At 71.7% G+C, this 15,881-nt stretch carries 17 protein-coding genes; 9 read left to right on the top strand and 8 right to left on the bottom strand.

What is annotated here, in order from left to right; all coding sequences use genetic code 11:
• The first annotated feature begins 49 nt into the window (after positions 1-49).
• A complete protein-coding gene (gene moaA, locus AC4IJH_RS16505; RefSeq protein WP_490852462.1) occupies positions 50-1,039 on the top strand; it encodes a GTP 3',8-cyclase MoaA in 990 nt (329 codons plus the stop codon).
• A gap of 7 nt (positions 1,040-1,046) precedes the next feature.
• Here moaA and AC4IJH_RS16500 read toward each other — a convergent pair whose 3' ends face one another.
• Positions 1,047-1,304 (bottom strand): hypothetical protein, encoded by a 258-nt coding sequence (locus tag AC4IJH_RS16500; protein ID WP_490852461.1) that lies wholly within the window; start codon positions 1,302-1,304, stop codon positions 1,047-1,049.
• A gap of 207 nt (positions 1,305-1,511) precedes the next feature.
• On the bottom strand, positions 1,512-1,886 hold the full coding sequence (locus tag AC4IJH_RS16495; RefSeq protein ID WP_490852460.1) for a DUF3099 domain-containing protein: 375 nt from the start codon (positions 1,884-1,886) through the stop codon (positions 1,512-1,514).
• 219 nt (positions 1,887-2,105) lie between these two features.
• On the opposite strand from AC4IJH_RS16495, the gene AC4IJH_RS16490 reads away from it, so the two are divergent.
• Positions 2,106-2,381 (top strand): GlsB/YeaQ/YmgE family stress response membrane protein, encoded by a 276-nt coding sequence (locus AC4IJH_RS16490; protein WP_490852459.1) that lies wholly within the window; start codon positions 2,106-2,108, stop codon positions 2,379-2,381.
• Between the two features lie 89 nt (positions 2,382-2,470).
• Here AC4IJH_RS16490 and tyrS read toward each other — a convergent pair whose 3' ends face one another.
• The 3 genes from tyrS to AC4IJH_RS16475 all read right to left on the bottom strand — a co-directional run bounded on the left by tyrS (position 2,471) and on the right by AC4IJH_RS16475 (position 6,905).
• Positions 2,471-3,871, bottom strand: a complete 1,401-nt coding sequence (tyrS, locus tag AC4IJH_RS16485) for a tyrosine--tRNA ligase (protein ID WP_490852458.1) — start codon at positions 3,869-3,871, stop codon at positions 2,471-2,473.
• A gap of 86 nt (positions 3,872-3,957) precedes the next feature.
• Positions 3,958-5,361 (bottom strand): metallopeptidase TldD-related protein, encoded by a 1,404-nt coding sequence (locus AC4IJH_RS16480; RefSeq protein ID WP_490852457.1) that lies wholly within the window; start codon positions 5,359-5,361, stop codon positions 3,958-3,960.
• Positions 5,358-6,905: a TldD/PmbA family protein gene (locus AC4IJH_RS16475; RefSeq protein ID WP_490852529.1), complete on the bottom strand. Its 1,548-nt coding sequence runs from the start codon at positions 6,903-6,905 to the stop codon at positions 5,358-5,360. The genes AC4IJH_RS16480 and AC4IJH_RS16475 overlap by 4 nt, the downstream gene beginning before the upstream one ends.
• Before the next feature lie 220 nt (positions 6,906-7,125).
• On the opposite strand from AC4IJH_RS16475, the gene fabG reads away from it, so the two are divergent.
• The 3 genes from fabG (at position 7,126) to AC4IJH_RS16460 (ending at position 9,114) form a co-directional block, all read left to right on the top strand.
• Positions 7,126-7,830, top strand: coding sequence for a 3-oxoacyl-[acyl-carrier-protein] reductase (fabG, locus tag AC4IJH_RS16470; RefSeq protein ID WP_490852456.1), 705 nt, complete (start codon positions 7,126-7,128; stop codon positions 7,828-7,830).
• Between the two features lie 5 nt (positions 7,831-7,835).
• Positions 7,836-8,615 carry an enoyl-ACP reductase FabI gene (gene fabI, locus AC4IJH_RS16465; RefSeq protein ID WP_490852455.1) on the top strand — a complete coding sequence of 260 codons (780 nt, stop codon included), beginning with the start codon at positions 7,836-7,838 and terminating at the stop codon, positions 8,613-8,615.
• Between the two features lie 139 nt (positions 8,616-8,754).
• Entirely contained in the window at positions 8,755-9,114 is a 360-nt protein-coding gene (locus AC4IJH_RS16460) for a hypothetical protein (protein WP_490852454.1), read from the top strand.
• 86 nt (positions 9,115-9,200) lie between these two features.
• Here AC4IJH_RS16460 and AC4IJH_RS16455 read toward each other — a convergent pair whose 3' ends face one another.
• Entirely contained in the window at positions 9,201-9,884 is a 684-nt protein-coding gene (locus AC4IJH_RS16455; protein WP_490852453.1) for a FadR/GntR family transcriptional regulator, read from the bottom strand.
• A gap of 85 nt (positions 9,885-9,969) precedes the next feature.
• On the opposite strand from AC4IJH_RS16455, the gene AC4IJH_RS16450 reads away from it, so the two are divergent.
• From AC4IJH_RS16450 to AC4IJH_RS16435, 4 genes are all read left to right on the top strand, one after another.
• Complete coding sequence (locus tag AC4IJH_RS16450; protein WP_490852452.1) at positions 9,970-11,274, top strand: CynX/NimT family MFS transporter; 1,305 nt, start codon at positions 9,970-9,972, stop codon at positions 11,272-11,274.
• Positions 11,275-11,296: 22 nt separating this feature from the next.
• Positions 11,297-11,413, top strand: a complete 117-nt coding sequence (locus AC4IJH_RS16445) for an SGM_5486 family transporter-associated protein (RefSeq protein WP_490852451.1) — start codon at positions 11,297-11,299, stop codon at positions 11,411-11,413.
• Between the two features lie 275 nt (positions 11,414-11,688).
• Positions 11,689-11,907: a hypothetical protein gene (locus tag AC4IJH_RS16440; RefSeq protein WP_490852450.1), complete on the top strand. Its 219-nt coding sequence runs from the start codon at positions 11,689-11,691 to the stop codon at positions 11,905-11,907.
• A gap of 76 nt (positions 11,908-11,983) precedes the next feature.
• On the top strand, positions 11,984-12,502 hold the full coding sequence (locus AC4IJH_RS16435) for a SixA phosphatase family protein (protein ID WP_490852449.1): 519 nt from the start codon (positions 11,984-11,986) through the stop codon (positions 12,500-12,502).
• Between the two features lie 80 nt (positions 12,503-12,582).
• Here AC4IJH_RS16435 and serB read toward each other — a convergent pair whose 3' ends face one another.
• Entirely contained in the window at positions 12,583-13,830 is a 1,248-nt protein-coding gene (gene serB / locus AC4IJH_RS16430; RefSeq protein ID WP_490852448.1) for a phosphoserine phosphatase SerB, read from the bottom strand.
• Positions 13,831-13,927: 97 nt separating this feature from the next.
• The gene (locus AC4IJH_RS16425) at positions 13,928-15,676 is read right to left on the bottom strand and encodes a streptophobe family protein (RefSeq protein WP_490852447.1); all 1,749 of its coding nucleotides are present in this window, start codon (positions 15,674-15,676) and stop codon (positions 13,928-13,930) included.
• Positions 15,677-15,881: the final 205 nt, after the last annotated feature.

Genomic DNA, 15,881 nt, shown 5'->3' with positions numbered 1-15,881 from the left:
CATCGCGTAGGCTCGAAGTGAAGTGATCCGCAAGCGGGGAGGGCGTGCCATGCTCATCGACACCTACGGTCGGGTCGCCACCGACCTGCGCGTTTCCCTCACCGACCGGTGCAATCTGCGGTGTACGTACTGCATGCCCGAAGAGGGCCTGCAATGGCTGGCCAAGCCCGATCTGCTCACCGACGACGAAATCGTCCGGCTCATCCGTATCGCCGTCAGCGACCTGGGAGTCGACGAGGTCCGCTTCACCGGCGGCGAGCCGCTGCTGCGCCCCGGACTGCCCGGCATCGTCGAGCGGGTCGCCGGGCTGACGCCCCGCCCCCAGATGTCCCTGACCACCAACGGCATAGGTCTGGAGCGCACGGCCGCCGCCCTGCGCGCCGCGGGCCTGGACCGCGTCAACGTCTCCCTGGACACCCTGCGCCCCGATGTCTTCCAGGCCCTGACCCGCCGCAAGCGGCACGCCGACGTCCTGCGCGGCCTCGAGGCCGCCCGGTCCGCGGGCCTGACCCCCGTCAAGGTCAACACCGTCCTGATGCCGGGGCTCAACGACGACGAGGCCCCCGACCTGCTGGCCTGGGCCATCGAGAACGACTACGAGCTGCGCTTCATCGAGCAGATGCCGCTGGACGCCCAGCACGGCTGGAAGCGCGATGGCATGATCACCGCCGGTGACATCCTCGCCTCACTGCGCACCCGCTTCACCCTCACCGAAGAGGACCGCGGCGAGCGGGGCTCCGCGCCCGCCGAGCGCTGGATCGTGGACGGCGGACCGCACCGCGTGGGCGTCATCGCCTCCGTCACCCGCCCCTTCTGCCGCGCCTGCGACCGTACGCGCCTGACGGCCGACGGCCAGGTCCGCACCTGCCTGTTCGCCACCGAGGAGACCGACCTGCGCGCCGCCCTGCGCTCCGGCGCCCCGGACAGCGAGATCGCCCGCATATGGAAGCTGGCGATGTGGGGGAAGAAGGCGGGCTCGGGCCTGGACGACCCGAGCTTCCTCCAGCCCGAGCGCCCGATGTCGGCGATCGGCGGCTGAGCGGCGCTCAGTTGGCGCCGGCCTGCCACTCCCGGAGCGTGACCACGTCCTTCAAAAAGCCGCGCAGACCAAGGAAGTTGGACAGGTGCTCGCGGTGCTCCTCGCACGCCAGCCAGGTCTTGCGGCGCTCCGGGGTGTGCAGCTTGGGGTTGTTCCACGCCAGCACCCACACGGCAGCGGCACGGCAGCCCTTGGCGGAGCAGATCACGGCCTCGTCGGCGCTCTCGCCGGAGCTGTTGAAAGCAAAGAGATCAGGGGAGTTCACGGCCTCAACCCTACGTCCGGGCCCGGAGCGCCCGCGCCCGGACATGGCGACGCCGGGCAGCCACGGGGGGAGCCGCCCGGCGTCGGTCCGTCGCTCCGACGGGGGATGCGGAGCGCGTACGCAGTATGTCATGGGGGAGTGGGCCCGGTGCACCGGAACCACATGATTGATCTGAGCTTTTCTTGAGCTTCGCGGACCCCGAAGAGATCAGCTGTGGTCACGCCGCTGATCGGCGGAGTCCTGCCCGGGTGCTTCCGAGAAGGATTCCGCGGGACCGGACGGAGCACCGGGGTTGAGCATCGGCCGCGAGGGCGCCGGGATGAAGCTCGACGGGAGTGAAGGGACGTTCTCCCGCCCGGCGTTGGCGATCACCACCGAGATGTACGGCAACGCCACACCCAGCACCAATGTGGCGATGGCGACGTGACGCTCGATGTTCCAGAGCACGGCCGTGAGAACGACGGCCAGCGTCCGGATCAGCATCGAGATCACATAGCGCCGCTGCCGCCCGCGCACGTCCTCGGTCAGCCCCTGGCGGGCCCCGGTGATCCGGAAGGCCTGGGCGCTGCTCTGCTTCCGCATCACGTTCCACCACCTGCTTGTCGTGCCGGATTCTCCCCGATTCCGGACTGCTCCCACGTTACGCCGCACCTGCGCAGCCTTCGAGACCGGGGCGCTATACGCGGTGGCCGGGTCCGCTGCGGCGTCCTGCGTACGGTCCGGCCCGGCGTGCGGCGTAGCTGATCCGGAGTGACACTGACGGGGCACGGCCATGTGCACCGCGCCGCACGAGGAGGCGACATGAGTTGGTTGTGGGCAATCATCGTCGGTCTGATCCTGGGTCTGATCGCGAAGGCCATCATCCCCGGTAAGCAGCAGATCCCCCTCTGGCTGACCGTCATCTTCGGCATGCTGGGCAGCGTCCTGGGCAACTGGCTGGCCACCGGCATCGGGGTGCACGACACCAAAGGCATCGACTGGACGCGCCACCTGCTCCAGCTGATCGGCGCCATCGTCGTCGTCGGCGTGGGCGACAGACTCTGGGTCGCCATCCGGGGCAACAAGGAAGTCGGCTGACCACGGGCACGGCCGTACCGCCGGCTGATCCCGTACGCCGAGGCGGCCGGCGCGCCCCCCCCCCCCCCCCCCCCCCCCACAGCGTCCGTCTACCGCTCGAGCTGGGCGAGCTTGCGCCCGGCCTTGAGGTAGGCACCGCCCTCGCGCCCGTCCAGCTTCTCGGCCAGCAGCTCGGCCAGCGGGCGGATGGCGTCCGCCTCGGCGAGCACCACCGTCTCCTGGCCCGCCTCGGCCTCGACGACCAGCCGCAGCGCGTTCTGCTTGGCCAGACGGCGGGCGGCCGAGGCGCTCGGCGTGAACTCCAGCACCTTGGTCAGCACATTCGCCACCGTCTCGGCGCCGTGCTCGGCGACGTCCACCACCGGCAGCGTGCCGACATCGGCGAAGGACTTCTTGGAGAACTGCGCGACAAAGCCCGCCCGCGCCGCCATCGCCGCCTCGATGCCGTACAGCACCGTCACGACCTCACCCGCGAGGACCTTTTTTAGGTCCATCGGGTGCAGCGACTTGGCCTCGATCCGGGCAAGAGCGCCGGCGATCTCCTCGTCCGTCCACTCCGTCCACGCCTTGAGGTACGGCTCCATCAGGCGGTCCGGAACCGACATGATCTTGCCGAAGACGTCGTCGGCCGGGGCGGACAGGCCCACGTAGTTGCCCTTGGACTTGGACATCTTGGCGCCGGTGCCGTCCGTGCCCTCGATGAGCGGCATGGTGACCACCAGCTGCGGCTGCTGGCCCTTGAGCTCCATGAGCTTGCGGCCCATCTGGAGGTTGAGCAGCTGGTCGGCGCCGCCCAGCTCCACATCGCACTCCAGCGCCACCGAGTCCAGACCCTGCGCGATGGGGTACAGCAGCTCCGTCATCGTCAGCCCGGAGCCCGCCGCGAGGCGGTTGCGGAAGTCCTCGCGCTGCAGCAGCTGCGAGACCGGCACCTGCGAGAGCAGGCCCAGCAGCTCGGGGAAGGTGTACGGCGCCAGCCACTCGCTGTTCTGCCGGAAGCTGACCTTCTCGAAGTCGAAGAAGGGCCGGACCTGCTCGCGGTAGCTGGCGAGGTTGTGCGCGATGTCGTCGTCGGTCAGCGGCGGGCGCTCGGCCGTACGGCCCGACGGGTCGCCGATCTTGGCGGTGAAGTCACCGATGATCAGCGTGACGTCGTGCCCCAGGCGCTGGAACCGGCTGAGGATGATCAGCGGTACGGCGTGTCCGAGGTGCACATCGGTGGCCGTCGGGTCGATGCCGAGCTTGATGTGCAGGCCCTTGCCCGCGGCCCGGCGCTCCTCGATCCGCTCGGCGAGCTTGTCCACGCCCGGCAGAACCTCCACCGTGCGCGCCGCGATCAACTCGGCCTGCTCCTTGGCCGGCAGGTCCGTCAGGTCGAGATAGCGCCGCGCGCCCGTCTCCTTGAGCAGCTCCTGGACGACTGCGTCCGAGGAGAGGTCCGCGGAGAGAAGCGTGGCGGCGCGGGCGACGGATTCGCCGAGGCGTGTCATGGCGTTCCTGATCGATCGTTGTTCCCGAAACGGGAGGACAGACAGAGATTCTATTCGCCCCCCGGCGCTGCCGGGGGGCGCCCCGGTCACACTCCGCGACTGACCGAGCTCATGTTGAAGTCCGGAATGCGCAGCGCGGGGGCGGCGGCCCGGGTGAAATAGTCGCTCCACTCGCGCGGCAGGGTGCGCTCGCTGCGGCCCGCCTCCACGGCCCGCGAGAGCAGATCCACCGGCGACTCGTTGAAGCGGAAGTTGTTCACCTCGCCGACGACCTCGCCGTTCTCCACCAGATACACCCCGTCCCGGGTCAGCCCGGTCAGCAGCAGCGTCGCCGGGTCCACCTCGCGGATGTACCACAGGCACGTCAGCAGCAGGCTGGGTCCGCGGTGGTCGGTGGCGGCCACCATCTCCTCCAGGGAGCGCGAACCCCCCGCCTCCAGAAGGAGGTTGTCGATGCCGGGCGCCACCGGCAGCCCGGTCAGGCCCGCGGAGTGCCGCGTGGTGACCAGGTTCTCCAGCTGTCCCTCGCGCACCCAGTCCGTGGCGCCCAGCGGCAGCCCGTTGTCGAAGACGGACGCGTCCCCGCCGGAGGAGTGCGCCAGGACGAAGGGCGCGCACTCCAGGCCCGGCGCGTGGGGGTCGCTGCGCAGCGTGAGCGGCAGCTCGGAGAGCTTCTCGCCCAGCCGTGTGCCGCCGCCCGGCCGGGAGAAGACCGTACGGCCCTCGGCGGCGTCCCGGGCCGAGGACGACCACAGCTGGTAGACCAGCAGGTCGGCGACGGCGCTCGGCGGCAGCAGCGTCTCGTACCGCCCTGCGGGAAGATCGATCTTGCGCTGCGCCCAGACGAGCCGCTGGGCCAGCTCGGCGTCCATGGCCTGCGGGTCCACGTCCTTGAAGTCGCGGGTGGCCCTGCCCGCCCAGGCCGAGCGCGTACGGTCGGGGGACTTGGCGTTCAGCTCCAGGGTCCCGGTGGGCTGGTCGTGCCGCAGCCGCAGCCCGCTGGAGGTGCCCAGGTAGGAGGAGGTGACCTCGTGGTTGGCGAAGCCGTACAGCTCGCGGCCCCCGGAGCGGGCCTGCTTGAAGGACTCGCCCAGCGCCGGCGCGAACGCCGCGAAGACCTCCGAGGACGTCTCCGCGGGCGCCTCGGTGAAATCGGGGGAGGCCTCGGCCCCGGAGACCAGCCGCTGCGCGTCCTCGGCCGGACCGGCGTCCCGCGCGGCCGCCTCGGCGGCCCGTACCAGCGGCTCCAGGTCCTGTGCGGTGACCGCGCCGCGGGTGACCACGCCCGAAGCGGTGCCCTCCGCGCCGTCCACGGTCGCCACGACGGTGAGCGTACGGCCCCGGGTGACGCCGTTCGTGGTCAGCGCGTTGCCCGCCCAGCGCAGATTGGCGGTGGAGGTCTCGTCCGCGATCACCACACACCCGTCGGCCCGCGACAGCTCCAGCGCCCGCTCGACGATCTCGTACGGCTTGCTGCTGCGCGGGCTCATCGACCGGCCTCCTGCGTGGTGTTGAGGATGTTCACGCCCTCGAACAGGGCGGACGGGCAGCCGTGCGACACCGCCGCGACCTGCCCCGGCTGCGCCTTCCCGCAATTGAAGGCACCACCCAGCACATACGTCTGCGGCCCCCCGACCGCCGCCATCGACCCCCAGAACTCGGGGGTGATTCCCTGATAGGCGACATCCCGGAGCTGTCCGCAAAGGCGGCCGGACCGGATGAGGTATGCCCTCTGCTGTGTGAATTGAAAGTTGTACCGCTGCACATCGATCGACCACGAGCGGTCGCCGACGACGTAGATGCCGCGTTCCACGCCCGCGATCAGGTCCTCGGTGCAGGGGCCGTCGGGGGCGGGCTGCAGGGAGACGTTGGCCATGCGCTGGACGGGGACGTGGGCGGGGGAGTCGGCGTAGGCGCAGCCGTTGGAGCGGTCGAAGCCGGTCAACCGGGCGATGCGGCGGTCGAGTTGGTAGCCGACCAGGGTGCCGTCCTTGACCAGGTCCCAGGACTGCGCCGCCACGCCCTCGTCGTCGTAGCCGACCGTCGCCAGGCCGTGCTCGGCGGTGCGGTCACCGGTCACATTCATCAGCGCCGAGCCGTACTTGAGCTTTCCGAGCTGGTCGAAGGTGGCGAACGAGGTGCCCGCGTAGGCCGCTTCGTAGCCCAGGGCCCGGTCCAGCTCGGTGGCGTGGCCGATGGACTCGTGGATGGTCAGCCACAGGTTGGAGGGGTCCACGACCAGGTCGTAGCTGCCCGCCTCGACGCTGGGGGCGCGCATCTTCTCGGCGAGGAGCGAGGGGATCTGGGCGAGTTCGGCGTCCCAGTCGTAGCGGCCGTCGGTGAGGTACTCCCAGCCGCGGCCGACCGGCGGCGCGATGGTGCGCATGGAGTCGAACTCGCCGGTCCCGGCGTCCACCGCGACCGCGGTCAGCTCGGGGTGCAGGCGCACCCGCTGCTGGGTGGTGACGGTGCCGGCGGTGTCCGCGTAGAACTTGTTCTCCTGCACGGTCAGCAGCGAGGCGTCCACATGGGCCACGTCCCGGGCGGCCAGCAGCCGGGCGCTCCACTCCGCCAGCAGCGCGCTCTTGTCCGCGTCCGGGACCTCGAAGGGGTTGATGTCGTAGGAGGAGACCCAGGTCCGGTCGGGGTGCGCGGGCTCGTGCGCCAGCTCCACCCGCTCGTTCGAGCCGGAGGCCTCGATGACCTTCGCCGAGAGCTTGGCCATGGCCACCGCCTGGGAGGCCACCCGCGCCGCCGCGTCCATGGTCAGGTCCACGCCGGAGGCGAAGCCCCAGGCCCCGCCGTGCACCACGCGTACCGCGTAGCCCAGGTCCGTACTGTCCGAGGAGCCGGAGGGCCGGGCGTCCCGCAGCCGCCAGGAGGCGCTGCGCACCCGCTCGAAGCGGAAGTCGGCGTGCTCGGCGCCCAGCGCGCGGGCCCGCGCCAGCGCGGCGTCGGCCAGCGCGCGCAGCGGCAGGGCGAGGAAGGTCTCATCGACATCTCGCTGCCCGGAGCCCGGAGCACTGTGGGCGATATGATCGTTTTGCGGTGAATCGGGTACAGCGGCCAAGGCGTCCTCCCGTGGTAGGCGCCTTGAATCATGCCCTGCAAAACAGCCCTGACCCAACACTTTCTGTAGGGACCCGACAGCGTCTCAGGTGCGCGCCTGTTCGGGGCCGATTCTCCGTACGGGCCCGGTGACCGCTAGTTTCGTAGCGAACACACGACGGACAGGACACGGAAAGGGTGATCTCTTGAGCCGCTCGGTTCTGGTCACCGGAGGCAACCGCGGCATCGGCCTCGCCATCGCCCGCGCCTTCGCCGAGGCAGGCGACAAGGTCGCCATCACCTACCGCTCCGGAGAGCCCCCCGAGGGCTTTTTGGCTGTGAAGTGCGACATCACGGACACCGAGCAGGTCGAGCGGGCGTACAAGGAGATCGAGGAGAAGCAGGGCGCGGTCGAGGTGCTGGTGGCCAACGCCGGCGTCACCCGCGACCAGCTCCTGATGAGGATGTCCGAGGACGACTTCACCTCGGTCCTGGAGACGAACCTCACCGGCACCTTCCGGGTGGTCAAGCGCGCCAACCGCGCCATGCTGCGCGCCCGTAAGGGCCGCGTCGTACTGATCTCCTCCGTCGTGGGGCTGCTGGGCTCCGCGGGACAGGCCAACTACGCCGCCTCCAAGGCCGGACTGGTCGGCTTCGCCCGCTCGCTCGCCCGCGAGCTGGGCTCCCGCAACATCACCGTCAACGTCGTCGCCCCCGGCTTCGTCGACACCGACATGACCCGCGCGCTCAGCGACGAGCAGCGGGACAGCATCATGAAGCAGGTACCGCTGGCGCGCTACGCGCAGCCCGACGAGATCGCCTCCGCGGTCCGCTTCCTGGCCTCCGACGAGGCCGCGTACATCACTGGAGCCGTCATTCCCGTCGACGGCGGATTGGGCATGGGGCACTGAGCACGATGACGAACACGAGCGGAATCCTCGCCGGCAAGCGCATCCTGATCACGGGTGTGCTGATGGAGTCCTCCATCGCCTTCCACGCGGCCAAGGTCGCGCAGGAGCAGGGCGCCGAGGTCATCCTGACCGCTTTCCCGCGGCCCACCCTGACCGAGCGCATCGCCAAGAAGCTGCCCAAGCCCGCCAAGGTCATCGAGCTGGATGTCTCCAACCAGGAGCACCTGGACCGCCTGGAGGGCCTGGTCCGCGACGAGCTCGGCGGCCTGGACGGCATCGTCCACTCCATCGGTTTCGCCCCGCAGGACGCGCTCGGCGGCAACTTCCTGAACACACCCTTCGAGTCGGTGGCCACGGCCATGCACGTCTCGGCGTTCTCCCTGAAGTCGCTGACCATGGCCCTGTTGCCGCTGATGCCCGAGGAGGGCGGCTCGGTGGTCGGCCTGACCTTCGACGCGCAGTTCGCCTGGCCGCAGTACGACTGGATGGGCCCGGCCAAGGCCGCCCTGGAGGCCACCAACCGCTACATGGCGCGCGACCTGGGCAAGCGGAACATCCGCTGCAACCTCATCTCCGCCGGCCCCATCGGCTCGATGGCCGCCAAGTCCATCCCCGGCTTCTCGGAGCTGGCGGACGTGTGGAACACCCGCTCCCCGCTGGAGTGGAACATGGCCGACCCGGAGCCCGCGGGCCGCGGCATCGTCGCGCTGCTGTCGGACTTCTTCCCGAAGACGACCGGCGAGATCATCCACGTCGACGGCGGCGTGCACATGATGGGTGCCTGACGCCCGTAACGCACGCGCGATGCCCGTTCCGCTACGCCGGAGCGGGCATCGCTGCTTCCCCGGGTCGTGCGGTCAGGACCGCGACCGCACACTGAGAGGGCCGGGAGACTCCCGGCGCACATGGGGAGGAGGTACCGGCGTGCGCTCGACACCGTGCATACCGTGGCGGCGCGGCCGCCGAACAGCAGTCCTCTCGTTCGCCGTCCCGGCTTTCGTGGCGACCTGCCTGGCCGCGGTCCCCGCGGCGGCGGCTCCGCAGGACGAGCCCCTCAAGGCGCGGTGCAACACCTCCGTGGCGGGCAGTACCGGCACCGCCACCTGCTACAACCCCAACGGCTACGACGACCACGTCCGGCTGCACATCGAATGCCGCCGGTGGTACGACCCGGACGTGGACACCCGGCCGGTCGCGGTCGGCCCGGCCCAGTACGTCACGCTGACCGGCCACTGCTGGCAGGAGATAGCCGAACTGTGGGTGAGCCACTCCCCGCAGGGCTGAGGCGCCGCGCCGCGGCGCGGTGACCGGGCGGTTCTTCCGTGCGGTGACCGGGCGGTTCATCGTCGTGGCGGTCGGGCAGCGGCCCGTCAGCCGCCGTCCGCTGCGGTGATCCGGCAGCCGTAGGGATGCGCGCTCGCCTCGGCCGCGGCCCGCGCCGCGTCGCCCGCGCGGATCGCCTCCACCAGGCGCGCGTGGTCCTGGTGCGCCTCGGGCCGCAGCTGGTCGCCGACATCGGCCCGCAGGAAGTCGCGCAGCACCCCGCCCAGGTCCGCGTAGAGCGCGGCCAGTACGCCGTTGTGCGAGGCCGCCACCACCGTCATGTGCAGCGTCGCGTCCGCCTCCACGAAGGCCGCCGCGTCCCCCGACTCCCAGGTGCGCTCGCGCCGGTCCAGCGCCGCGTCCAGCTGCTTGAGGTCCGCTTCGGTACGGCGCCGGGCGGCCAGGCGGGCCGCCTCGGCCTCCAGCGCACTGCGCAGCTCGGCGATGTGCAGCGGATCGGCGTCCGCGAAGCGGCGGTGCATCACCCCCGCCAGCTCGCTGGTGGCCACGACGAAGGTGCCGCAGCCCTGCCGGATGTCCAGCAGCCCGTTGTGCGCGAGCGCCCGTACGGCCTCGCGGATGGTGTTACGGGCCACGCCGAGCTGCTCGACGAGCTCGGGCTCGGTGGGGATGCGGGTGCCGACCGGCCACTCGCCGGAGGTGATCTGGGCGCGCAGCTGCGCGATGACCTGGTCGGCCAGGGCGGAGCGGCGGGGCGAGGTCAAAGGCATGGCACACCACCGCGACGAGGGGGCCGAAGCAGCGAGCGGAAAGAAGCTGGACAGCCATTCATCCCATGATTCTATGATGCCCTTCATGGCAGACGACGACCTCGCGACCCTCGAATCAGGCGCCGGGCCCCGCGGTGGCGCGGCATCCCGCACCGCCGCTTCCTCCGGTGTGCCGGCGGACTCGGCGCGGGCCGCCGCGGTATCCCGCTGGCTGCCGCGGATCGTGATCGTCGGAATCGTGCTGGCCGCCCTCAACCTCCGCCCCGCCATCACCAGCCTCGGCTCGCTGATGAAGGAGGTCCGCGCGGGCCTGGAGATGAGCGCGTCCGTCGCCGGGCTGCTGACCTCCGTACCCGCCCTGTGCTTCGCCGTCTTCGGCATCGCGGCGCCCCGGCTCGCCAAGCGCTGGGGCTCCGGCGCGATCGTCTGCGCCGGCATGGCCGCGATAGCCGTGGGCCTGGTGGTGCGCCCCTTCACGGGCGGGACCGCAGGGTTCCTGGCCGCCAGTGCCCTGGCGCTGGCGGGCATAGCGGTGAGCAATGTGCTGATGCCGGTGGTGATCAAGACTTGGTTCCCGGACCGCGTCGGGTCCATGACGGGCCTGTACTCCATGGCGCTGGCCCTGGGCACCTCGCTGGCCTCGGCGCTCACCGTGCCCATCACCGGTGCGCTGGGCGGCAGTTGGCAGGCGGGGCTGACGGTGTGGGCGGCGCTGGCGGCTGTCGCCGTGCTGCCCTGGCTGGCGGTGCTGCGGCACCGCCACGGCGCGGCGGGGGCCGCGGGACCCGCGGCGGCGGGCGCCGGGGAGCAGCCCGTCATCCGCATCACCAGGTCGCCGATCGCCTGGGCGCTGGCGTTCTTCTTCGGCCTGCAGGCCACCGGCGCGTACATCACCATGGGCTGGCTGCCGCAGATGTTCCGCGACGCCGATGTCTCGGCGGGGACCGCGGGGGTGCTGACCGCCGTCACGATGGCGATGGGCGTACCGATCTCCTTCGTGCTGCCGCGGCTGGCCGCGCGGATGCGCCACCAGGGGCCGCTGGCCGTGGCCCTGGGCGTGTGCGGGCTGGCCGGCTACACCGGGCTGTGGCTGGCCCCCGCGGCCGGCGCCTGGGCCTGGGCGGTCCTGCTCGGCATCTCCAACTGCGCCTTCCCGCTGGCCCTGACGATGATCGGGATGCGGGCCGGCAGCTCGGCCGGTGTCGTCAAGCTCTCCGCCTTCGTCCAGAGCGTGGGCTATCTGATCTCCATCCCCGGGCCGCTGCTGGTCGGGGTGCTCTACGACCACAGCGGCGGCTGGGGGCTGCCGACGATGATGATCGCCGGGCTGCTGGTGCCGCAGATCGTGGCCGGTGTGCTGGCCGGGCGGGACCGCCGGATCGACGGCTAGGGGAGGGTGCGACACTGGGCGCATGCCAGTGCTCGAACCGAATCCGCAGGGCGGTCAGAAGAAGCTCCTCATCGTGCTGGGCGCGATGCTGGGAGTGACCGTGATCATCGCCATCATCGCTACCCTCGCGTCGCCGTGAGCGCCTGACCGCTGGGGGCGCCGGACTGCCGGTCCGTCAGCGCGCCGGGCGATCTGCCGGCGCGCCGGTCCGCCCCGTAACTACGGCTCCGCGGCGCGGTGGTGGGGTTAACCCCACCATCCCCTAGGGGGTAAGGCTCAGGGTGAAGTAGGTGGTCTCCCGGGTGGGAAGGGCCGCCGAAGATCCGTAGGTTCGAAGTACACCGCGCCGCTGCGGTGGACGCGGCCGCCGAGCGCGGCCGCGTCGCCCTTCGAGACCTCATGGAGGCGATCTTCATGCCCGCCGCCCCCGGCCGACCCTCCGGCGACAGGCCCCGAGGCTTGGGGACGCGGCTGCCGTGGTGGGCGCTGGCCCTGCCCGTCGTCTCCTTCGCGGCCCTGCTCACTCTCATAGCCGCCCCCTCCCCGGCGAGCGCGGCGGGCTCCGAGCAGAGTGCGCAGGGGCTGGCGCCCTTCCTGCAATACCTCGCCCACCTTCTGGGCGTCGGCTCGTGATCTTTCATGTCACCCTGCCGGGGGAGGCCCTCAACACCCCGAGCCAGGCGCCGCGTTTCGTGCGAAGCTGGGATGCATGAGCGTCGATACACCTCGCCGGATTGTCCTGCTCCGACATGCCAAGGCCGACTGGTCGCAGGAGAGCGACCACGAGCGCCCGCTCGCCGAGCGCGGCCGCAAGGACGCCCCGGTCGCCGGTCGCTGGCTGGCCGGAGCCGGGATCACTCCCGATCTGACCCTGTGCTCGACGGCCGCCCGCACCCGCGAGACGTGGAAGCTCGTCGTCCCCGAACTCCCGCAGCGGCCCAAGACCGTCTACGAGGAGCGCCTGTACGAGGCCTCGCTCGGTGAGCTCATCGCGGTCCTGAACGAGACCTCCGAGGATGTGAACGACCTGCTGCTGGTCGGACACAACCCGGGGGTGCACGCGCTGGCCGATGCGCTCGCGGGCGAGGCGGAGGGCGACCTGCTGCCGCGGATGAACCGCAGCGGCTTCCCGACCTCCTCCGTCGCCGTACTCACCTTCAACGGCTCCTGGAAGGCGGTCGAGCACGGCGTCGCCCGGCTGGTCGCCTACTGGGCGCCGCACGCCTGACCGTCCCCGCTCCCCGACGGCACCGAGCGAAGCGGGCCCCGGCGCTCCCGGCGCCAGGGCCCGCGGTCTCAGGCCGGTGCTCAGTCGTCGTGCGTCTGTGCCGCCTCGACCTCTTCGCGGGTGACGCCCAGCAGATACAGCACGGTGTCCAGGAACGGCACGTTCACGGCGGTGTGCGCGGCCTCCCGCACCACCGGCTTGGCGTTGAACGCCACCCCCAGACCGGCGGTGTTGAGCATGTCGAGGTCATTGGCGCCGTCACCGATCGCCACGGTCTGCGCGAGCGGCACCCCGGCCTCGTGCGCGAAGGAGCGCAGCAGCCGCGCCTTGCCCGCCCGGTCCACGATCTCGCCGGTCACCTTGCCGGTGAGCTTCCCGTCGCGGATCTCCAGGGTGTTGGCGGAGGCGAAGTCGAGCCCCAGCTCGTCCTTGAGCGCGTCGGTGACCTGGGTGAACCCCCCTGATACGACGCCGACTTGATAGCCCAGGCGCTTGAGGGTGCGTACGAGGGTGCGGGCGCCGGGAGTGAGCCGTACCTCCTTGCGCACCTTCTCCACCACCGACTCGTCCAGGCCCTCCAGCAGCGCGACCCGGGCGTGCAGCGACTGCTCGAAGTCCAGCTCGCCGCGCATGGCGCGGGCGGTGACCTCGGCGACCTCCTGCTCGCAGCCCGCGTGCGCCGCGAACAGCTCGATGACCTCGTCCTGGATGAGGGTGGAGTCCACGTCCATCACGACCAACCGCTGGGCGCGGCGCTGCAGGCCCGCCGCGACCACCGCGACATCCACCCCCAGGACGGCCGCCTCGATGGCGAGCGCGGTGCGCAGCCGGTCCGGCGCGGCGCCGGAGACCGCGAACTCCACTGCGGTGACGGGGTACTTGGCGAGCCGGAAGATGCGGTCGATGTTGCCGCCGGTGCCCGTGATGACGGCCGCGATGGCGGCCGTCGACTCGGCGGTGAGCGGGTGGCCGAGCACGGTGACATGCGAACGGCCGGTTCCGCGCGGGCGGTTGTCGCCGATGCCGGAGATGATCTCCGCCTGGAGATGCATCGACTCGGCCCAGCTGTGGACGGTGGCTCTCAGGCCGCCTTCGCCGGCGCCGGAGGAGTCCTTGGCGGGGGTGGGGGTGGTGACCAGCACGCACAGGACGATGCGGCCACGGGTCACCACCTGTTCGATGTCCACGACATCGACGGAGTAGGCGGCGAGGGTGTCGAAGAGGCCTGCGGTGATGCCGGGCCGGTCCTTCCCGAAGATCTTGACGAGGAGGGTCGGTACGTCATCGCCCGGTACGGCGGTGGCAGGCGGGGTCTGCGATGCGCTCATGGTGGTCTTACGGTATCCGGCCCGCCTCAGGTCCCGTACAGGTGTCCGTGCTACGGACACGGCCCACTCCCGGCCCTGAAAGCCCGCCCCCGCCATCTCAGCTCCGGCCCTTGGGTCGGCCGGGCGGCGGGGGCTCGTCCGGCGGCTCCTGCCACCGGCGCCGCTGCCCGGGCCGGGACGCGGGCGGATGCGGGGGCGGCAGCGGCAGCCCGCCCACCGTCGGCGCGCTGGAGGGATCGGCGGGACCCTTGCGCGGCGGCAGCGGCAGCGGCAGCCCGCCGACCGTCGGTGCCGTGGAAGGGTCGCCGGGGGGAGCGCCGGGAGGAGTGGCGGGGGGAGCGGCGGGCTGCTCCCGCGGCGACAGCGTCCGCAGATACGGATTCGTATCGGGGTTCGGCGGGCGGTGGAAGGGCGTGGGGGTGTACGGGCCCGGCCGGTCGGCGACAGCCGGGGGCTCGTGCAGGGCCGTCTCCGCGAGGGGCGCGGGTGCCGCCCGCCGCCCGGCGGCCCCGGTCGCGCAGGCCGGCAGCGCCGCCAGGAACCCGGCGCCCGCGCCCCAGGCCGCGCCCAGCAGCAGCGCCATCGGCGCGCTGCCGGACAGCTCCAGGCCCGCGTCCAGCGCATCGATCCCCAGGACGGACAGCGAGGCGTTCGCCGACAGCCCCGTCAGCCACACCAGCAGCGGCAGCGCCAGCGCGGTGACCACGCCCAGCCGCAGCCCGCAGCGCAGCGCGTACGGCAGCACCCCTTTGCCCTCCCGGGGCGTACGCACCGCCGTGAACACCCCCGCCAGCAGCATCATCAGCGCCGCGGCGACGGACAGCAGCCACACCCGGCTGTCCAGCTCCGCCAGGCTTCCCAGCGTGATGGAGCCCTCGCCCCGCCCCGTCAGCAGCCGGTCCAGCGGATCGGGCAGTACGTGCACCAGCACGCCGCTCGCGCTGCCGTGCCAGGGGACGAACAGCCCCAGCGGCACCCCCAGCCACACCCCGTTCGGAGCGCCGAGCAGGGCCGCGCCGAGCACCCGCCGCGGATGGTCGTCACCGATCGCCGCGTACAGCGCCGCCGCCACACCGGCCGCCACCGCGAGCAGCAGGACCGTGGTCAGCGCCGACGCCGCGGGCCGCACCACGCGGTGCGCGCCGGCCAGCGCGCGCGGCAGCGGGGCCGGCCGGGAGGCCAGCAGCGCGATGAGCAGGACGCCCAGCACCCACAGCGCGCCGCCCAGCAGCGAGGCGCCGGTGTCCACCCGGAAGCCGACCGCCGCCTTCGCGCCGATGAGATCGGCGATGGCATCGCCCAGCCCGCCGCCGACGTCCCCCAGCCCGATGTCCCCGAGGTCGAAGCCGCCCGGAAGCTGGATGCCCCCGTCACCGTCCCCGCCGCCCCCGCCGCCCCCGATGTCGTCGGGCACCAGCGCCGCACCGTCGATCGTTATGGAGTCGTGTCCGGCCCAGGCCAGACCGCCCAGCAGCGCGACGAAGAGCGCCGCCAACGCGCCCGCGCGTGCTGCGAGTTCACCCCCGCCGATATACGCGCCCGACCGCCGCAAGGAGCGCACGAACAGCCACCCCAGCACCAGCGCACCCACCAGGCTCACACCCAGCGGCGTGATGTCAATGGCCGATCCGGCCGCTTCTCCCGTCAGCCCCAGGGCGCTGACGTCGCCCGAAGGCGCCACCGTGCCGCCCACGGCCAGCACCACCACGGCCGCCGTCATCGGCCCGAGCGACCCGGCCGCATCGGCGTCCAGCAGATGCAGCCCCAGCGCGGCTACCCCGGCCATCGCGAGAAAAGCCCAGCTCACCGCGGATATTGTGGACAGAACAAGATCGCCGCGACGCATACGTGTGGATTCCCCGGCAGTCATGACAGCCCCCGATCAGTGCCGAGCCGCCCGAATCGCTCGCGATCCTCATGATCCGTGCGCATCCGTGGGCGCTTACCACTGTCCGGGCGCATTTCACCGCCGTCAACGGCGCCCGCTCAGCGGCCCGCCGACGTCCCGGTTTCCGCTCCGAGCGCTGCGCCTGAAATAGTTCCCCCCGATG

The organism is Streptomyces sp. UF-297, from assembly GCF_058245575.1.
This window is presented reverse-complemented; position numbering and strand designations above follow the sequence as displayed.

Coding starts and splice junctions, on each gene's coding strand:
- AC4IJH_RS16435 (WP_490852449.1), top strand. CDS start 11,984: ATGAGCGTCGATACACCTCGCCGGATTGTCCTGCTCCGACATGCCAAG.
- AC4IJH_RS16490 (WP_490852459.1), top strand. CDS start 2,106: ATGAGTTGGTTGTGGGCAATCATCGTCGGTCTGATCCTGGGTCTGATC.
- AC4IJH_RS16425 (WP_490852447.1), bottom strand. CDS start 15,676: ATGCGTCGCGGCGATCTTGTTCTGTCCACAATATCCGCGGTGAGCTGG.
- tyrS (WP_490852458.1), bottom strand. CDS start 3,871: ATGACACGCCTCGGCGAATCCGTCGCCCGCGCCGCCACGCTTCTCTCC.
- AC4IJH_RS16440 (WP_490852450.1), top strand. CDS start 11,689: ATGCCCGCCGCCCCCGGCCGACCCTCCGGCGACAGGCCCCGAGGCTTG.
- AC4IJH_RS16480 (WP_490852457.1), bottom strand. CDS start 5,361: ATGAGCCCGCGCAGCAGCAAGCCGTACGAGATCGTCGAGCGGGCGCTG.
- AC4IJH_RS16455 (WP_490852453.1), bottom strand. CDS start 9,884: ATGCCTTTGACCTCGCCCCGCCGCTCCGCCCTGGCCGACCAGGTCATC.
- AC4IJH_RS16445 (WP_490852451.1), top strand. CDS start 11,297: ATGCCAGTGCTCGAACCGAATCCGCAGGGCGGTCAGAAGAAGCTCCTC.
- fabI (WP_490852455.1), top strand. CDS start 7,836: ATGACGAACACGAGCGGAATCCTCGCCGGCAAGCGCATCCTGATCACG.
- serB (WP_490852448.1), bottom strand. CDS start 13,830: ATGAGCGCATCGCAGACCCCGCCTGCCACCGCCGTACCGGGCGATGAC.
- moaA (WP_490852462.1), top strand. CDS start 50: ATGCTCATCGACACCTACGGTCGGGTCGCCACCGACCTGCGCGTTTCC.
- AC4IJH_RS16495 (WP_490852460.1), bottom strand. CDS start 1,886: ATGCGGAAGCAGAGCAGCGCCCAGGCCTTCCGGATCACCGGGGCCCGC.
- AC4IJH_RS16450 (WP_490852452.1), top strand. CDS start 9,970: ATGGCAGACGACGACCTCGCGACCCTCGAATCAGGCGCCGGGCCCCGC.